Origin of the sequence: Odoribacter lunatus, assembly GCF_943193135.1 — a bacterium.
In the GTDB taxonomy this organism is placed as follows: domain Bacteria; phylum Bacteroidota; class Bacteroidia; order Bacteroidales; family Marinifilaceae; genus Culturomica; species Culturomica lunata.
This window is the reverse complement of sequence record NZ_CALPCZ010000007.1, coordinates 26,133-40,483: the sequence shown is the minus strand read 5'-3', so window position 1 is coordinate 40,483 and position 14,351 is coordinate 26,133. Positions and strand designations below refer to the sequence as shown.

General features: G+C 48.0%; 14 protein-coding genes. 5 read left to right on the top strand and 9 right to left on the bottom strand.

The genetic code is table 11. The annotated features are described in order from the left end of the window. The first annotated feature begins 1 nt into the window (after position 1). Together NFR61_RS04600 and NFR61_RS04595 are read left to right on the top strand one after the other, a co-directional pair. Positions 2-616, top strand: coding sequence for a hypothetical protein (locus tag NFR61_RS04600; RefSeq protein WP_251621048.1), 615 nt, complete (start codon positions 2-4; stop codon positions 614-616). 22 nt (positions 617-638) lie between these two features. Continuing rightward, a complete protein-coding gene (locus NFR61_RS04595) occupies positions 639-1,331 on the top strand; it encodes a hypothetical protein (RefSeq protein WP_251621047.1) in 693 nt (230 codons plus the stop codon). Between the two features lie 117 nt (positions 1,332-1,448). Here NFR61_RS04595 and NFR61_RS04590 read toward each other — a convergent pair whose 3' ends face one another. The 9 genes from NFR61_RS04590 to NFR61_RS04550 all read right to left on the bottom strand — a co-directional run bounded on the left by NFR61_RS04590 (position 1,449) and on the right by NFR61_RS04550 (position 11,936). After that, on the bottom strand, positions 1,449-2,066 hold the full coding sequence (locus NFR61_RS04590) for a lipoprotein signal peptidase (protein ID WP_251621046.1): 618 nt from the start codon (positions 2,064-2,066) through the stop codon (positions 1,449-1,451). Further along, complete coding sequence (locus tag NFR61_RS04585; protein ID WP_251621045.1) at positions 2,063-2,443, bottom strand: TraR/DksA family transcriptional regulator; 381 nt, start codon at positions 2,441-2,443, stop codon at positions 2,063-2,065. The genes NFR61_RS04590 and NFR61_RS04585 overlap by 4 nt, the downstream gene beginning before the upstream one ends. 53 nt (positions 2,444-2,496) lie before the next feature. Beyond that, positions 2,497-5,922, bottom strand: a complete 3,426-nt coding sequence (ileS, locus tag NFR61_RS04580; protein WP_251621044.1) for an isoleucine--tRNA ligase — start codon at positions 5,920-5,922, stop codon at positions 2,497-2,499. An 87-nt stretch (positions 5,923-6,009) separates the two neighbouring features. Continuing rightward, positions 6,010-6,468, bottom strand: a complete 459-nt coding sequence (locus NFR61_RS11225) for a helix-turn-helix domain-containing protein (protein ID WP_420910100.1) — start codon at positions 6,466-6,468, stop codon at positions 6,010-6,012. A 216-nt stretch (positions 6,469-6,684) separates the two neighbouring features. Continuing rightward, a complete protein-coding gene (locus NFR61_RS04570; protein ID WP_251621042.1) occupies positions 6,685-7,953 on the bottom strand; it encodes an aspartate kinase in 1,269 nt (422 codons plus the stop codon). 11 nt (positions 7,954-7,964) lie between these two features. Beyond that, entirely contained in the window at positions 7,965-8,915 is a 951-nt protein-coding gene (gene cbiB, locus NFR61_RS04565; RefSeq protein ID WP_251621040.1) for an adenosylcobinamide-phosphate synthase CbiB, read from the bottom strand. Next, positions 8,905-9,915, bottom strand: coding sequence for a pyridoxal phosphate-dependent aminotransferase (locus NFR61_RS04560; protein ID WP_251621038.1), 1,011 nt, complete (start codon positions 9,913-9,915; stop codon positions 8,905-8,907). Before NFR61_RS04560 ends, cbiB begins: the two co-directional genes overlap by 11 nt. A gap of 10 nt (positions 9,916-9,925) precedes the next feature. Further along, positions 9,926-11,404 carry a cobyric acid synthase gene (locus tag NFR61_RS04555; RefSeq protein WP_251621036.1) on the bottom strand — a complete coding sequence of 493 codons (1,479 nt, stop codon included), beginning with the start codon at positions 11,402-11,404 and terminating at the stop codon, positions 9,926-9,928. Between the two features lie 10 nt (positions 11,405-11,414). Further along, positions 11,415-11,936, bottom strand: a complete 522-nt coding sequence (locus NFR61_RS04550) for a histidine phosphatase family protein (RefSeq protein ID WP_251621034.1) — start codon at positions 11,934-11,936, stop codon at positions 11,415-11,417. Positions 11,937-12,020: 84 nt separating this feature from the next. Here NFR61_RS04550 and cobU point away from each other — a divergent pair, with 84 nt between their 5' ends. Genes cobU through cobS form a run of 3 tightly spaced genes read left to right on the top strand, consistent with a single transcriptional unit; the run spans position 12,021 to position 14,349 of the window. Further along, the gene (gene cobU, locus NFR61_RS04545; protein ID WP_251621032.1) at positions 12,021-12,539 is read left to right on the top strand and encodes a bifunctional adenosylcobinamide kinase/adenosylcobinamide-phosphate guanylyltransferase; all 519 of its coding nucleotides are present in this window, start codon (positions 12,021-12,023) and stop codon (positions 12,537-12,539) included. Positions 12,540-12,559: 20 nt separating this feature from the next. Beyond that, entirely contained in the window at positions 12,560-13,600 is a 1,041-nt protein-coding gene (gene cobT / locus NFR61_RS04540) for a nicotinate-nucleotide--dimethylbenzimidazole phosphoribosyltransferase (RefSeq protein WP_251621030.1), read from the top strand. A gap of 2 nt (positions 13,601-13,602) precedes the next feature. Next, positions 13,603-14,349, top strand: coding sequence for an adenosylcobinamide-GDP ribazoletransferase (cobS, locus tag NFR61_RS04535; protein ID WP_251621154.1), 747 nt, complete (start codon positions 13,603-13,605; stop codon positions 14,347-14,349). Positions 14,350-14,351 lie beyond the last annotated feature (2 nt).

Sequence of the window (14,351 nt, the reverse complement as noted above, 5' to 3'; positions counted from 1 at the left end):
AATGAAGTTTATATTCTTAATTTTACTGTGTGTCGTGATGTATCCGGTGCGGGCAACTTCCTTGGTTGAAGGAGTCATTTATTTGAAAAATGGGAGAACTGTCGAATTTAAAGGACGCGATAGGCTTGATATCCCTCGGAAACATCGGGATATAAAAGGGATGCGTGATGCCTTTGCCAAAACAAAACAGAAAGAAGTGTATCCGATCGAAGAAGTAGATTCGGTCATTTGTTGGCATGCACGGACGCCGGAATATCGACGGAAATTTCTTCCTACCTCTTCGGTCGGGTGGATGTGGATCTATTTTGAAACACCATATATTGCTGCCTATATATATTCTAAAAAGGGCTATGGTGTAGCTACGAACGGAGGGATTAATATCTATCAGAGACGTGGTATTTTCAGTCGGTCGAAAGTCAAATATTATTTACGGAAGCAGGGAGAAAATGAATATTATTTTCTTGGGAAGACCAAATCCAGGACGGGAAAAACTTTTCGCGAGAAACTTTGTTACTATGTTTCTGATGATGCGGAATTGTGTGAGAGTATTCGCCGTTCCGATACATGGCAGGGAAAAACTGTTTTGTTATTGAGGGAGTATAGACCACGGAATTAATTAATCATTTAAATATATAACGATGAAAAGTGTTTTATTTTGGAGTGTGCTTGCCTTGAGTATATTGGGTGGAACGCGTCAGGCTGATGCTCAAAAAACGAAAGACCAGGAATATCGGCATGTTATTGTAACATTGACTTCAGGTGAGAAAGTCGAAGGATACGTGAAAAGAGGATGGCATGCTGAATCTTCCCATTTCAAAAAGAGTAATTATTCATTTAAGATGACTCCCACTCCAGATGCCAAAGAGACGTTGAAATATACGGCCGATGATGTGCAAAGTATCGACTATACGGAAAAATACGAGGATAATCCGGACGGTATCCGCTGGGAAGCGCATCAACTTGCTTTGCCCTCTATCGCAAATCGTTACAATACGGTTCGGCGCTTGATGTGTGTGGAAAAAGTAGGAGAAAACGCCACCGTATATTGGTGGAAAGCCTGGGATGTCACCACAGACGGAAGAGGAACTCGGCGTACGTTAAGAACTTATTATGGAATCCGTTTCCATGATGAAGGAGAAGAGGGAGATATTGTATATACTTATATGCTGGTAAACAGTGTCTTGTTGAAAGACAAAAAGCCGGGCTTGAAAGAGTATTATAAAAATTGGTTTAAAGGAGTGGAAGGCAAGGAGCATAAAAAAGAAGCCAAAACAGATGTGGCTTGGATACTGGATATGTATGATGCTTATTTGAAATCACTCGCGGGGTAATTTTTTCCCGTAATGAGGACAAACACGGAATGCGGTGGCGTTGCGGGATGGTATCATGGAAGCAGAAATAATACCTGTATTAATTTATTCCAGGCAGACCGGATGTTACGGAATATCTCATACCTCTTTTTTATCGGAAAAGAAACTTCTGTGAAAGAGGATAAGTAATATTACGCCGATGGTAATATATGAATCGGCGAGGTTGAATACAGGACGAAAAAATTCACAGTACTCTCCTCCCCAAATGGGAACCCAGTCCGGCATGAATCCCGTAAAGAGGGGAAAGTAGAGCATATCTACAACTTTGCCTTGCAGAAAAGGGGCATATCCGCCGTCTTCGGGGAGAAATGTGGCAATTTGCATATTGCTGTCGTTGAAAAGAAGTCCGTAAAACATACTGTCGAAGATATTCCCGATAGCGCCGCAAAAGATGAGCGCAAAGGAGAAAATAACTCCGACAGGGGCTTTATCTTTCAGGAGTTTAGAGATGTACCAGCCGATGGCGGCGACAGCTCCGATGCGAAAGACGCTGAGCAGGATTTTTCCGAATTTCCCGTTTTCGGACCCCATGCCGAAAGCCATGCCGTTGTTTTCAATGAAATGGATTTTAAACCAATCACCCAACACATTGATTTCGTCTCCAATCATCATGTGTGTCTTTATCCAAATTTTAACGACTTGGTCGAGGATGAGTAGACCGAGGATAAAAAAGCACAGTTTATTCCGTAAGCTCATGCGTTATTTCCTTCTTTTGCTTCCATACTGAGGGTTGCGTGGGGAACGGCACGCAATCTCTCTTTGGAGATAAGTTTTCCCGTTGCCCGGCATATCCCGTAGGTTTTATTTTCCACTCTGACCAATGCAGCTTCCAAGTGTGAAATAAATTTAGCTTGTCTTTGTGCCAGACGTCCCGCTTCTTCTTTAGAGAGGACGGAAGCTCCTTCTTCCAGTACTTTGAACGTGGGAGACGTGTCTGCGATGTCGTTTCCGTCGCTTCCGGAGAGAGTCGCTTTCAACGTATCGTAGTCTCTTCTGGCTTTTTCGAGCTTTTCAAGAATCAATTCTTTGAATTCCTGAAGCTCTTCATCTGAATATCTTGTTTTTTCTGACATAGTTTTTAGTGTATTGTTGATGTGTAACTCATACTCTTTTTGGCATGGCTAAGTTACAGTTTTTCAATTTTTATTAGGGTTTTGATTTCATCAATTTCCACTTCTTTCCCGTTTTCGATACGGTCGGCCAATTCGATATTTTCCGCGAGTACCTGGCTGGCAATGTAAGCGGAGAAGTGTTCAATGGCTTCGTCGATCTCCGGATGTCTGCCGATATAGAGATTGATTTTATCGGTAACGTCGAAATCGCTTTCCTTCCGCAGGTTTTGGATGCGGTTGATAAATTCCCGTGCGATACCTTCTTCTTTTAACTCCTGGGTGATGTTAATATCGAGGGCAACGGTTACTTTGCCTTCGTTAGCAACTAACCAGCCGGGAATATCTTCCGATATGATTTCGGCGTCTTCAAGCCCTAAAGTAATGGTTTCTTCTCCGAGATTAATGATGTATTCTCCGTTTTTCTCGAATTGGAAGATGTCCGTTTGGTTCATTTCCGAGAAAGCGGTGGAAATTTGCTTCATGTATTTCCCGTATAGGGGTCCCAGAGTTTTGAAATTAGGTTTAATCTTCTTAATCAGCACGCCCGTGGTATCGGTGATGTATTCGATTTCTTTTACATTGATTTCCGACAGGATGATATTTTTAACGGCTTCAATCTGTTCCTTAAGCTGGTCGTTCATCAGCGGAATCATGATTTTGCTGAGCGGCTGGCGTACGCGGATTTGCACTTTTCTTCGCAAGCCCAATACCATGGAAGAGATTTGTTGTGCCAATTGCATCTTTTCTTCCAATTGTTTATTTATCATCTTTTCGTCGGCGATGGGGAATGTGGCAAGATGAACGCTTCCCTGATGTTTGCCGGAGACGCTGTTCAGATCGCAGAAGAGCTGTTCCATGTAGAAAGGTGCTATCGGTGCGGATAACAGGGCAACCGTTTCAAGACAGGTGTAAAGTGTCTGGTAAGCGGATATTTTGTCCTGTGAGTAGTCTCCTCCCCAGTATCTTTTACGGGAAAGGCGTACGTACCAATTGGACAGGTTTTCGATAACGAAATCCTGAATGGCGCGTCCTGCACGGGTAGGCTCGTATTTTTCGTATGCTTCGGTAACCTCTATGATTAATGAGTTTAACAGGGATAGAATCCAGCGGTCTATTTCCGGTCGGTCTTCGATGGCTACTTCTTTTTCGGAGTAGCGGAAGTTGTCTACGTTAGCGTAGAGGGCGAAGAATCCGTATGTATTGTATAGGGTTCCGAAGAATTTGCGTTTTACTTCGTCTACGCCGGCGACGTCGAATTTGAGGTTATCCCACGGTTGCGCGTTGGTAATCATGTACCACCGCAAAGGGTCGGAGCCGAACTCTTCAATAGTAGCGAAGGGGTCTACGGCATTACCCAGGCGTTTGGACATTTTGTTTCCTTTGGCATCCAGTACGAGGCCGTTGGAGATGATATTTTTGAAGGCAACTGAGTCGAATGCCATGGTGGCGATAGCGTGGAGGGTGAAGAACCATCCGCGTGTTTGGTCGACGCCTTCGGCGATAAAGTCAGCAGGGAAGCGGTGGTGCGCTTCGATGTCTTCTTTGTGCTCGAACGGGTAGTGGAGCTGTGCGTAGGGCATGGCTCCGGAGTCAAACCATACGTCGATAAGGTCTTTTTCGCGTATCATTTTTTCGCCTTTGGAGGAGACGAGGATGATGTCGTCTACATAAGGGCGATGCAGGTCGATTCGGTCGTAATTTTCTTTGGAGTTGTCGCCGACGGTAAAGTTTTTGTACGGATTTTCTTTCATGAATCCGGCTTGTACCGATTTTTCGATTTCCTGAATCAGTTCGGCGACGGAACCGATGCACTTTTGTTCGCTGCCGTCTTCACTAATCCAGATTGGCAGTGGTGTCCCCCAGTAGCGGGAACGCGAGAGGTTCCAGTCTACGAGGTTTTCGAGCCATTTGCCGAAGCGTCCTTCACCGGTGCTGGTGGGTTTCCAGTTAATAGTTTTATTGAGTTCAATCATCCGGTCGCGCACGGCAGTGGTTTTGATAAACCAGGAGTCGAGCGGATAGTATAGGACGGGTTTGTCCGTACGCCAGCAGTGCGGGTAATTGTGGACGTGTTTTTCGACTTTGAAGGCTTTGTTTTCTTTTTTGAGCATGACGGAGAGGTCTACGTCGAGCGTGGCATCCTCTTCGGTCAGCGTCGGGTCGTAAGCGTTTTTGACAAATCGCCCGGCGTATTCTTTATATAGGTCTGTGTTTACATGTGTGCGCACAAATTCGGGGTCGAGGTCTTCTAGGCGGAAGAGGCGTCCTTGTTTGTCTACCATCGGCTGTCTGTTTCCGTCTTTATCGGTCAGAAGCATGGGAGCGATGCCGGCTATTTTGGCTACGCGGTCGTCGTCGGCTCCGAAGGTGGGAGCGATGTGTACGATTCCGGTTCCGTCTTCCGTGCTTACGTAGTCTCCGAGGATAACGCGGAAGGCGTTGCCGTCCACTTTCATCCAGGGCAGGAGTTGCTCATAGCTGATTCCTTCGAGTTCCGTGCCTTTGAATTCACCTACTTTTACGTAGGGGATGAGTTTGTCGCCTTCTTTGTAATCCGCTAGCGCGATGCCTTCGGCTTTCGGGTTGAAATAGGCGGTGAAGCGGTCTTTTGCCAGAATGACGGTGACGGGCTGATAGGTATAAGGATTGTAGGTTTTTACAACGTAGTATGTGATGTTGGGACCTACTGCGAGCGCGGTATTGGAAGGCAGAGTCCACGGGGTAGTCGTCCAGGCGATGAAGTAAACGTCGTCGTTGTCGGCGAAGAGCTTTTCGGATTTTTCGTCGCGGATGACTTTGAATTGGGCAACGCACGTGGTGTCTTTTACGTCACGGTAGCAGCCCGGCTGATTCAGTTCGTGGGTACTTAAACCGGTTCCGGCTGCCGGTGAGTAGGGTTGTATGGTGTAACCTTTGTAAAGAAATCCGTTGTCGTATAGTTTTTTCAACAGGAACCAAAGGGTTTCGATGTAGCGATTGTCGTATGTGATGTAAGGGTTTTGCATATCAACCCAGTATCCCATTTTTTTAGTGAGGTCTTCCCATTCTTTGGTGAATTTCATGACGTCGGAGCGGCATTCTTTGTTGTAATCGGCGACACTGATGGTCTTGCCGATGGCTTCTTTGGTAATGCCGAGTTTTTTCTCAACGCCGAGTTCGACAGGCAGCCCGTGGGTGTCCCATCCGGCTTTGCGTTCTACCTGAAATCCCTGCAAGGTTTTGTAGCGGCAGATGACATCTTTGAGCGTACGAGCCATGACGTGGTGTATGCCGGGCATCCCGTTGGCGGAAGGCGGTCCTTCAAAGAAGATGAAGGCGGGGTGGCCTTCGCGGGTTTTCAAACTCATCTCGAAAGTATTGTTCTGCTCCCAGACTTTGAGGATGTCTTTGTTGATTTGGGATAGGTTTAAACCTTTGTATTCGGGAAATTTGTTGCTCATACGATTTTCGCTTTTATTTTTTATAGAGTGCAAATATATGTTTTTTGGCGGAATTTTTATCAAGCGCGGGAGGTTGTCATAATTTTATTATGGGTGGGCGGGACGCTTTCGGGAATTGTGCCGGAGCTGCGAAGGTGTCTGCCTGCATACTCGTTGGAGGAATTGGCTGAGTTCGCTTGGGCGGGGAAATCCGGCACGGTGGGCTATTTCACTGATGTTATCATCGGTCTGGGAGAGAAGGTCGGTGATGAAAAGCAAGAGGTACTTGTCTATGAAGGCAGAGCAGGGGAGGCCGGTAAGGGTTGTGATGGTGGGGCCGAAATACTGGGTGTGCAGGCCGAGCCTGCGGGCGTACCATTGCGGATAATGGTGGCCGTGGGAGTTCAGGTCTTTGATGAATCTGTCGAGCAGTTCGATACCGGTTTGCCGGGATTGTATCTCGCAGTAAACGGTTTTGTGGGGGATGACGAGGTCGGGACCTTTGAATACGATGCCGGCGTAGATGTCTTCCGGAGGGAATTGTTTAAATACGGGTTGTTTTTCCATGTTCTTTATAGTTTATGACGTGCCGCTTTTTGTCTGCACGTCATCTATAGCTGGTTATGACGTGTTGCTTTTTGTCCGCACGTCATTTGTAACTGTTTCTTAACGTGCCTCGATTTTATGGCACGTCAAATATAGTAATTTATAACGTGCGGCAAAATAACCGAACGTTATTTCCTGTTGGGCATGACGTGCGGACAAGAAATGGCACGTTTTTATTTATTTTTCTTCTTTTTCCGATACGACGAAACGGGCCGTGAGACGGCTGCGCTGCTCGACGAGAATATTTTTGTCTTGCGTCAGCTGGCGGACGATGTCTTCGTCGTAGTGCCGGATGGTGATTAAACGTGCATCCTTATTATAAAGGATTTCATACTCTGCTTTCAGTTCGTTGATGAAGTTTTGGAAGACGGCTTCGTTGTGGTCGATGCAAAAGGAGAAGCTGATAGCCGAGTTCTGCATCAGATTCAGTTTCAGCCGGTATTTCGCGAGCGTGGCGAATATGGCGCTTAGTTTTTCTTCGGCGATAAAGGAGAAGTCCCGCGGAGTAAGCGTGAGCAGAAGCTGGTCATTTTTGTCTATATAAATAGGTGGCAGCTTCAGTTTTTCGTCAAATTCCCTGATGACGGACCCCGGTGCTTCCGGATGCAAAAAAGATTTTACATATAAAGGTATCTTTTTATTCTGAATCGGTTTTATCGTTTTGGGGTGTATGACTTTGGCTCCGCAGTGCGAAAGCTCGATGGCTTCTTTGTAAGACAGTCTGGATATGATTTTCGTGTCTTGGTATATTTTCGGGTCGGCGCTCATGATGCCCGGAACGTCTTTCCAGATGGTCACGTTTTCAGCGTCGAGAAGATTGGCGAGGAGGGCTGCCGTGTAGTCGGAACCTTCGCGTCCGAGCGTGGTCGTTTGGTTGGTGGAGGTACCGGCAATGAATCCCTGCGTGATATACATGAATGTGTCCTGGAATGTGAATGTCTTTTGGCAGAGTTGAGCGGACAGTGTCAAATCCACGTTAGCGTTGCGGTAATTCTGGTCTGTTTTGAGGCATTTTCGGATGTCGATGAATTTTGCCTTTCTGCCTTGCTTTTCCAGATAACAGCCTATAATAGTAGTAGAGAGAAGTTCTCCGAAACTGATGATGCGGTCGTATTCATAATCGTAACACAGGGAGGGCTCTGTGTTGAGGATTGCCTGGAGGTTATCGAAGAGTGCGTTTACTTTTGTAAGTACGGTGTCGTTATTCTCACCGAAAAGTTCTCCGATGATGTGGAAATGAAAATCTTTTATGTGTTGTAGGGCTTGTTGCAGGTCGCTCGTTTTATAAAAGTAGCTGTTGCAAAGAGCCTCCAGGGCATCCGTCATTTTTCCCATGGCGGAAACGACGATGATAAGATTGTTCTTTTGGCTGTTGAGAATGTTGAGGATGTTTTTAATGCTTTGGGCGTCCCGTACGGATGCCCCGCCGAATTTGTATATGTTCATAAGGATTTATTTTACGCTGCGAAATTAATAATAATTCCGAGAAGGGTAATGAGTGTGACGCTTAAAAAAGTGACGCGTTGATTGATGCGGGCTGCGTGTTGGAAGTCTCGGAAGCAGAGCGGGCGGTCGTCGGTGCCGATATAAGGTTTTTCTACGGGTTGGCCGTGGTACAGGTGGGTGCCTCCGAAACGGCAGTGAAGGATGCCGGCAAGGGCTGCTTCGGGATAACCTGAATTGGGGCTGGCGTGCCTGCGTCCGTTTTTACAGATGAAAGACAGGAGCCCGCGGCGGTAACTGACGATTGCCATGAGCAGGGCTGTGAGACGGGCGGGAATGAAGTTGAGGAGGTCGTCGAGACGGGCGGCGCAGCAGCCGAACAGGCGGTAGCGTTCGCTTTTGTACCCGATCATGGAGTCTAAGGTATTGACCATTTTGTATGCCATCATAGCGGGGATGCCTCCGAGGGCATAGTAAAAGAGGGGTGCGACGACTCCATCGCTGAGGTTTTCCGACATGGTTTCGAGGACGGCGGTGTAAATTTCATGGGGAGACAGGTCGGCGGTGTCTCTTCCTACAATCCAGGAGAGGCGTTTCCTGCCAGCTTCGACATCTTGGTGTTCGAGGGTTTGAATGACTTCCCGGCTTTCTTGAATGAGACTGTGGTTAGCAAGTCCGTAAAAGACAAAAAGGGAGGCGACGACGTAGTAGCATGCCGGATGGAGGATGAACGCGCCTTTTAGGATGACCCAGCAGGTGAGGGTGACGATGGTGGGATAGAGGAAGGCGATAAGGCGGCCTTTTAATCGGCGGTGTGTGCCGTTGTTCCATTGTTTTTCGGCAAAAGCGATGAGGTGGCCGAAGGCGACGATGGGGTGTGGGAGGCGGCGGGGGTCTCCGAACAGAAGGTCGGCGACGTAGCCGACAAGAAGGGGCACTATGAAGAGGAGGAGGTTATTCCACATAGTTTTTCAGAGCGTTGATTAAGCGTCCGTTTTTCTCGTCGGTGAGCGTGTTTATCCGAAAATAGTGCCGGTCGAGGCTTTTGAAATTGGAGGCGTCCCGGATGAGAATGCCGTCATTTTCCAATAAGTGCTGTTTCAGGCGAGGAACGTCGAATATTGTTTTAACCAAAAAGAAGGTGGTTGATGAAGACAGGGGCGTGAAGCCGGGTATTTGGGCGATTTGCCGGGCGAAATTTTGTTGTCGCCGGAGCAGCATTCGTGCATCGGGTAGGAGTTCGTCTGCCATGTTGAGCAATTCCTTACCTATTTCTATGGCAAGGGCATTGATTGTCCACGGCTGTTTGTACCGGACAAGTGTGTCGATGGTTTCGGGATTCCCCAGCATGTAACCCAGTCGTAGTCCGGGGATGGCGAAGTCTTTCGTCATGGAGCGGATGATAAGCAGGCGGGGGTATTCTTTTTGCAGGGGGATGGCGGTTTGAATATCGGGAGCGAAGTGTATGAATGACTCGTCGATGACGAGGGTCATATCGGGATGTGCTTCTAGCAGGGAGCGGATTTGTTGTTCCTGCCGGATGTTGCCATCGGGATTGTTGGGGTTACAAAGGAACATGAGGCGGGTATCCGCCGGAATGTCTAAGGCGTTACCGGAAATGTAGCGGATGTGGTGGTGATGCAGCCGGCAGGCGTCTTCGTATTCCCGGAAGGAGGGGATGGGAATGGCGGTATCTGCACCGGCAAAGGCGTGGGCGACGAGGTAGAACAGTTCGGTGGCACCGTTCCCGATAATGATGTTTTCGGGAGAGAGACCGTGGTAGCGGGCAAGGGCTTTTTTGAGCGAGCCGGCGTCCGGTTCCGGATAGTGGAAGATTTTATCGGCATGACGGTTTAGCAGGGACTGGAGCAGATTGCTGTCTGCTCCGTACCATACGTTCGTCGAGAAATTTGCCGTAATCTCTTTTCCCGTTTTATAAAGGTCGTCTCCGTGTCCGTGTATCATATAAGGTGTGTCAGTAGAGTTCGGGATACATAGAAGCGTAGATGTAGCTGAGGTCTACGGCTTCCCGCACGCGTTCCGCCAACAGGTCGTATTGCTGTTCTTTGAATGCGATGTAGTCGAATGCCGGCACGTCGGGGGTGTTGAATCCGGCGGCGAGGTCGTCGCGTACGACAGTGTTGTCGAGGATGCCGTGCATGTAGGTGCCCCACAAGTTCTCGTTTGCCCGGTAGCCTTCTTTTTCTCCATTTTCCAATGTATTGAGTGGCTGTTCCGGTGTATTCGGCAAAAGGGTGGTTTGTCCCATGTGGATTTCGTAGCCCCGGCAGTTCTCTTCCGTGTTATTGAATTTGAAATACCGTTGTTCGGTGGTTTTTTCGCATGTGAGTGTTGTTATTAGCGGAAGAAGTCCGAGTCCGGCGATGTTTTCCAGATTGCCTTCGATGTGTTGCGGGTCGTCGATGCGTGTACCGAGCATTTGGTATCCTCCGCAGATGCCGATGATTTTTTTGCCGTTGTGTGCGGCTTGTATAATGGCTTCAGCGATGCCGGTCTCGCGCAGTTTTTGCATGTCGTCGAGGGTGTTTTTACTTCCCGGCAGGATGATGATGTCGGCTTTATTAAGTTCGTCGATGTCGTTGGTGTAATAAGGGTGGAAGCGTTTGTCTTTTTCCAGTACATCGAAGTCGGTGAAATTGGATAAATGCTTGAGCAGGAGGATGGCAATGTTTATTTTGCCTTGTGCGGCTGTGGTGGCTTTGGTGTCCAGTGCGACGGAGTCTTCTTGTTCAATTTGAATATCGGTAAAGTAAGGAATGACGCCGACAACGGGGATGCCCGTCAGTTTTTGCAACATTTCCCTGCCTTCTTTGAAAAGGTTGATGTCTCCCCGGAATTTGTTGATGATAATACCTTTTATAAGGTCTCTTTCGCGGAATGGAAGCAGTTCGATAGAGCCGTAGACGGAGGCGAATACGCCGCCGCGGTCGATGTCCGCTACCAGATAGGTGGCTGCGTCTGCTTCTTCTGCCATGCGCATATTGGTAATGTCCCGGTCTTTGAGGTTTAATTCCGAGATACTGCCGGCTCCTTCAAGGACAATGGGATTGTAGTTGGCGGCTAGACGTTGAAAGGAGGCAATGGCTTTGGGAAACAGGGACGTGTTGTGGGTCGCGAAATATTCTTGGGCACTCATGTTGCCGATGGGATGTCCGTTTACTATCACTTGTGAATTTATATAGGAATTCGGTTTAAGCAGGACGGGATTCATGTCGGTGTGCGGTGCTATCCCACAGGCTTCCGCCTGTACGGCTTGTGCCCGTCCGATTTCCCCGCCTTCGGGTGTGCAGTAGGAATTGAGGGACATGTTTTGGGCTTTGAAAGGTGCGGGCGTGTACCCGTCCTGGCGGAAGATACGGCAGAAGGCAGTGCTGAGGATACTTTTTCCGGCGTCAGAACAGGTGCCGACAAACATGATAGGTTTTAGTTTCATGGAGTAGGTTTTACAGGTTTAAAGTAACGAAAGAGGTATTTTTCATGATGGGCATGTCTGCCATTTCTGGGGCGCTTTTTCCTTCGCAGAAAGCGATGATTGCCCGGTCAATGGCTCCGTGGCCTATGGCGAGAATGCGCTGGCCGGAGTATTCTTGCTTTACCCATTGGATGAACGTTTGCGCGCGTTGGAATAGGTTTTCGAGGGTTTCGCAACCTTCCGGGAGCTGTTTCCAGTTAATGGAAGAAAGTTTACCGCCGGTATGGGGTCCCCAGTCGATTTCTCTCAAAAGGGGAGTGGGGCGGGGAGTCAGTTGTTTTAGCTTCCCGATAATGCGGGCGGTATCCAAACTGCGGGCGAGGTCGCTGGATACGATAGCATCTATTCTTTGAGGCTCGAGTAACTTCCCGAGTTCTTCGGCTTGCCGGATTCCTGCCGGAGACAGAGTGCCGGGTATATGTCCCTGCATAATATCCTGCTTGTTTTCGAGGGTTTCTCCGTGTCGGGTAAGGAGTAATTCGGTATGTGCCATGCGTTTGTTTTTTTGATTCGCAGGAACAAAGGTAACAAAGATTAGAAAAAGCGTTGTATCTTTACGGATTGAAATCGTTGTGCGATGAAGAAGAGAATTATTTTAGTTACCGGAGGACAGCGTTCCGGAAAGAGCGGATATGCCCAGCGTCTGGCGTTGGAATTGTCAGATAATCCCGTGTATATGGCTACGGCGAGGGTATGGGATGAGGAGTTTCGGGAGCGGGTGAGGAGGCATCAGGCAGTCCGCGGTGCGCAGTGGACAAATATAGAGGAGGAAAAGCGGTTGAGCCGTCATGATGTCCGGGGACGGGTTGTTGTGGTAGATTGCCTGACATTGTGGAGTACGAATTTCTTTTTTGAGCATGACGGGCAGGTAGATATTTCTTTGGCGGAGCTGAAAGAGGAGTTTGAGCGTTTTACGGCACAGGAGGCCGTTTTTATTTTGGTCACGAATGAAATAGGTATGGGAGGGGTTTCGGAAAATGCGCTCCAGCGGCGTTTTACGGATTTACAGGGGTGGATGAATCAGTATGTGGCGGACAGGGCGGACGAAGTGGTGTGGATGGTATCGGGAATCCCGGTGAAGATTAAGGAAAAGTAATTAAGTTTTATATATAAATCATGCGTGCATTTCATATTCAGTCGCCGGATGGAGCTATTGTGCCGGCCTTGGTGGATAAGATTAATAATTTGACGAAACCCAAAGGGTCTTTGGGACGCCTGGAGGAGTTGGCTGTACAAATCGGAAGTATTCAGCAGACATTGAGTCCGCAATTGTGTTGTCCGCAGAATATTATTTTTGCGGCAGACCACGGGATTGTGAAAGAGGGGGTGAGTTTTTCGGCTCCGGAAGTGACGGCGCAGGCTATCCCTAATTTTCTGAAAGGGGGAGCGGGTGTCAATATGTTTTGTCGGCAACATCATTTCAAATTGAAAGTGGTGGATTGCGGGGTAAATTTTGATTTTGCTGGACTGGAAGGATTGATTGACCGGAAAATCAGGATGGGAACGCGGAATTATCTGTATGAGGCGGCGATGACGGAGGAGGAATTTGACCGGGCAATTGCGATTGGTGAGGAAATGGTGGAGGAGGCACATAACGAGGGGACGAATGTAATAAGTTTCGGGGAAATGGGGGTAACGAATACTTCTTCCTCTTCGCTTTGGATGACATATTTGACGGGGATTTCTCTTGACAGATGCGTAGGAGCGGGAAGCGGTTGGGATGATGAGGGGGTACGGCGCAAATATGATGTATTGAAGCGGGCAATGGAAAATTACAAAGGGGATGCGTCTGTAAAAGATGTATTGCGTTATTTCGGCGGATACGAAATGGTGGCGGCGGTCGGCGCGATGTTGCGGGCTGCGGAGTTGAAAATGGTGATACTTATCGACGGATTTATCATGACAAATTGTTTGTTGGCGGCGTGGAAACTTTATCCGGAAGTAAAAGAGTATTGCATTTTCGGGCACCAGGGGGATGAGTCGGGGCATAAATTGGTGTTGGATTACTTGGGCGCGAAAGCCTTGCTTCAGTTGGATTTGCGGTTGGGAGAGGGAACGGGTGCTATTTGTGCATATCCTATTATAGATTCGGCCGTCCGGATGATTAATGAGATGAATGATTTCAAAAAAGCGGCGGTAACTAAGTATTTTGATTAGTGATGAAAGGTTTTTTGGCGGCGCTCATGATGCTGACCCGTATCCCTTTGTGGCGGGTCGTTACGTTGGATAAGCGTTATTTTTCGGATGTTTTGGTATACTGGCCATTGGTCGGATATTTGACGGGTTTGGCTACTGCTTTGACGCTGTGGGGAGCGTCGGTGATAATGCCTCCCTTTCCGGCTTGCGTTTTGGCGGTTGCGGTGCGTTTGCTGCTCACGGGAGCCATACATGAGGACGGCTTTGCGGATTTTTGGGATGGCTTTGGCGGTGGGAGGACAAAAGAGCGGATTTTGACTATCATGAAAGACTCCCATATCGGAAGTTATGGGACAATCGGGCTGGTGGTTTATTTTATGCTGTATGTTTCTCTTCTGTTCAGCCTGGATATGCCGGAGGCGTTTCCGTTGATTATTTGCGTGGATGTGTTTTCCAAGTTTTGCACGTCTGTTATGATTAATACGTTGCCTTATGCGCGGGAGGAGGAAGAAGCGAAAACGAAAGTGGTGTATCGGCGTAATCGCTTGTGGGTATTTGGTGTGGTAGCGCTTTTCGTATTTGCGTCTTTTGTTTTTGTCGGAGACTGGCGTTATCTGTGGGCTTTGTTGCTGCCGGTACTTTTCTCTGTTTTTTTGCGGGGATATATGAAAAGGAAAATCGGGGGCTATACGGGAGATTGTTGTGGAGCGTGTTTCTTGATGACGGAAGTTGTGTGTTATTTGGGAGTGGTTGTTGTTTATTGTTGGTAATG

Bases quoted from the DNA above. Each gene is read 5' to 3' on its own strand.
- NFR61_RS04595 (WP_251621047.1), top strand. From the start codon at position 639: ATGAAAAGTGTTTTATTTTGGAGTGTGCTTGCCTTGAGTATATTGGGT.
- cobS (WP_251621154.1), top strand. From the start codon at position 13,603: ATGAAAGGTTTTTTGGCGGCGCTCATGATGCTGACCCGTATCCCTTTG.
- NFR61_RS04600 (WP_251621048.1), top strand. From the start codon at position 2: ATGAAGTTTATATTCTTAATTTTACTGTGTGTCGTGATGTATCCGGTG.
- ileS (WP_251621044.1), bottom strand. From the start codon at position 5,922: ATGAGCAACAAATTTCCCGAATACAAAGGTTTAAACCTATCCCAAATC.
- NFR61_RS04590 (WP_251621046.1), bottom strand. From the start codon at position 2,066: ATGAGCTTACGGAATAAACTGTGCTTTTTTATCCTCGGTCTACTCATC.
- NFR61_RS04555 (WP_251621036.1), bottom strand. From the start codon at position 11,404: ATGAAACTAAAACCTATCATGTTTGTCGGCACCTGTTCTGACGCCGGA.
- cobT (WP_251621030.1), top strand. From the start codon at position 12,560: ATGCGTGCATTTCATATTCAGTCGCCGGATGGAGCTATTGTGCCGGCC.
- NFR61_RS11225 (WP_420910100.1), bottom strand. From the start codon at position 6,468: ATGGAAAAACAACCCGTATTTAAACAATTCCCTCCGGAAGACATCTAC.
- NFR61_RS04560 (WP_251621038.1), bottom strand. From the start codon at position 9,915: ATGATACACGGACACGGAGACGACCTTTATAAAACGGGAAAAGAGATT.
- NFR61_RS04570 (WP_251621042.1), bottom strand. From the start codon at position 7,953: ATGAACATATACAAATTCGGCGGGGCATCCGTACGGGACGCCCAAAGC.
- NFR61_RS04550 (WP_251621034.1), bottom strand. From the start codon at position 11,936: ATGGCACATACCGAATTACTCCTTACCCGACACGGAGAAACCCTCGAA.
- cbiB (WP_251621040.1), bottom strand. From the start codon at position 8,915: ATGTGGAATAACCTCCTCCTCTTCATAGTGCCCCTTCTTGTCGGCTAC.
- NFR61_RS04585 (WP_251621045.1), bottom strand. From the start codon at position 2,443: ATGTCAGAAAAAACAAGATATTCAGATGAAGAGCTTCAGGAATTCAAA.
- cobU (WP_251621032.1), top strand. From the start codon at position 12,021: ATGAAGAAGAGAATTATTTTAGTTACCGGAGGACAGCGTTCCGGAAAG.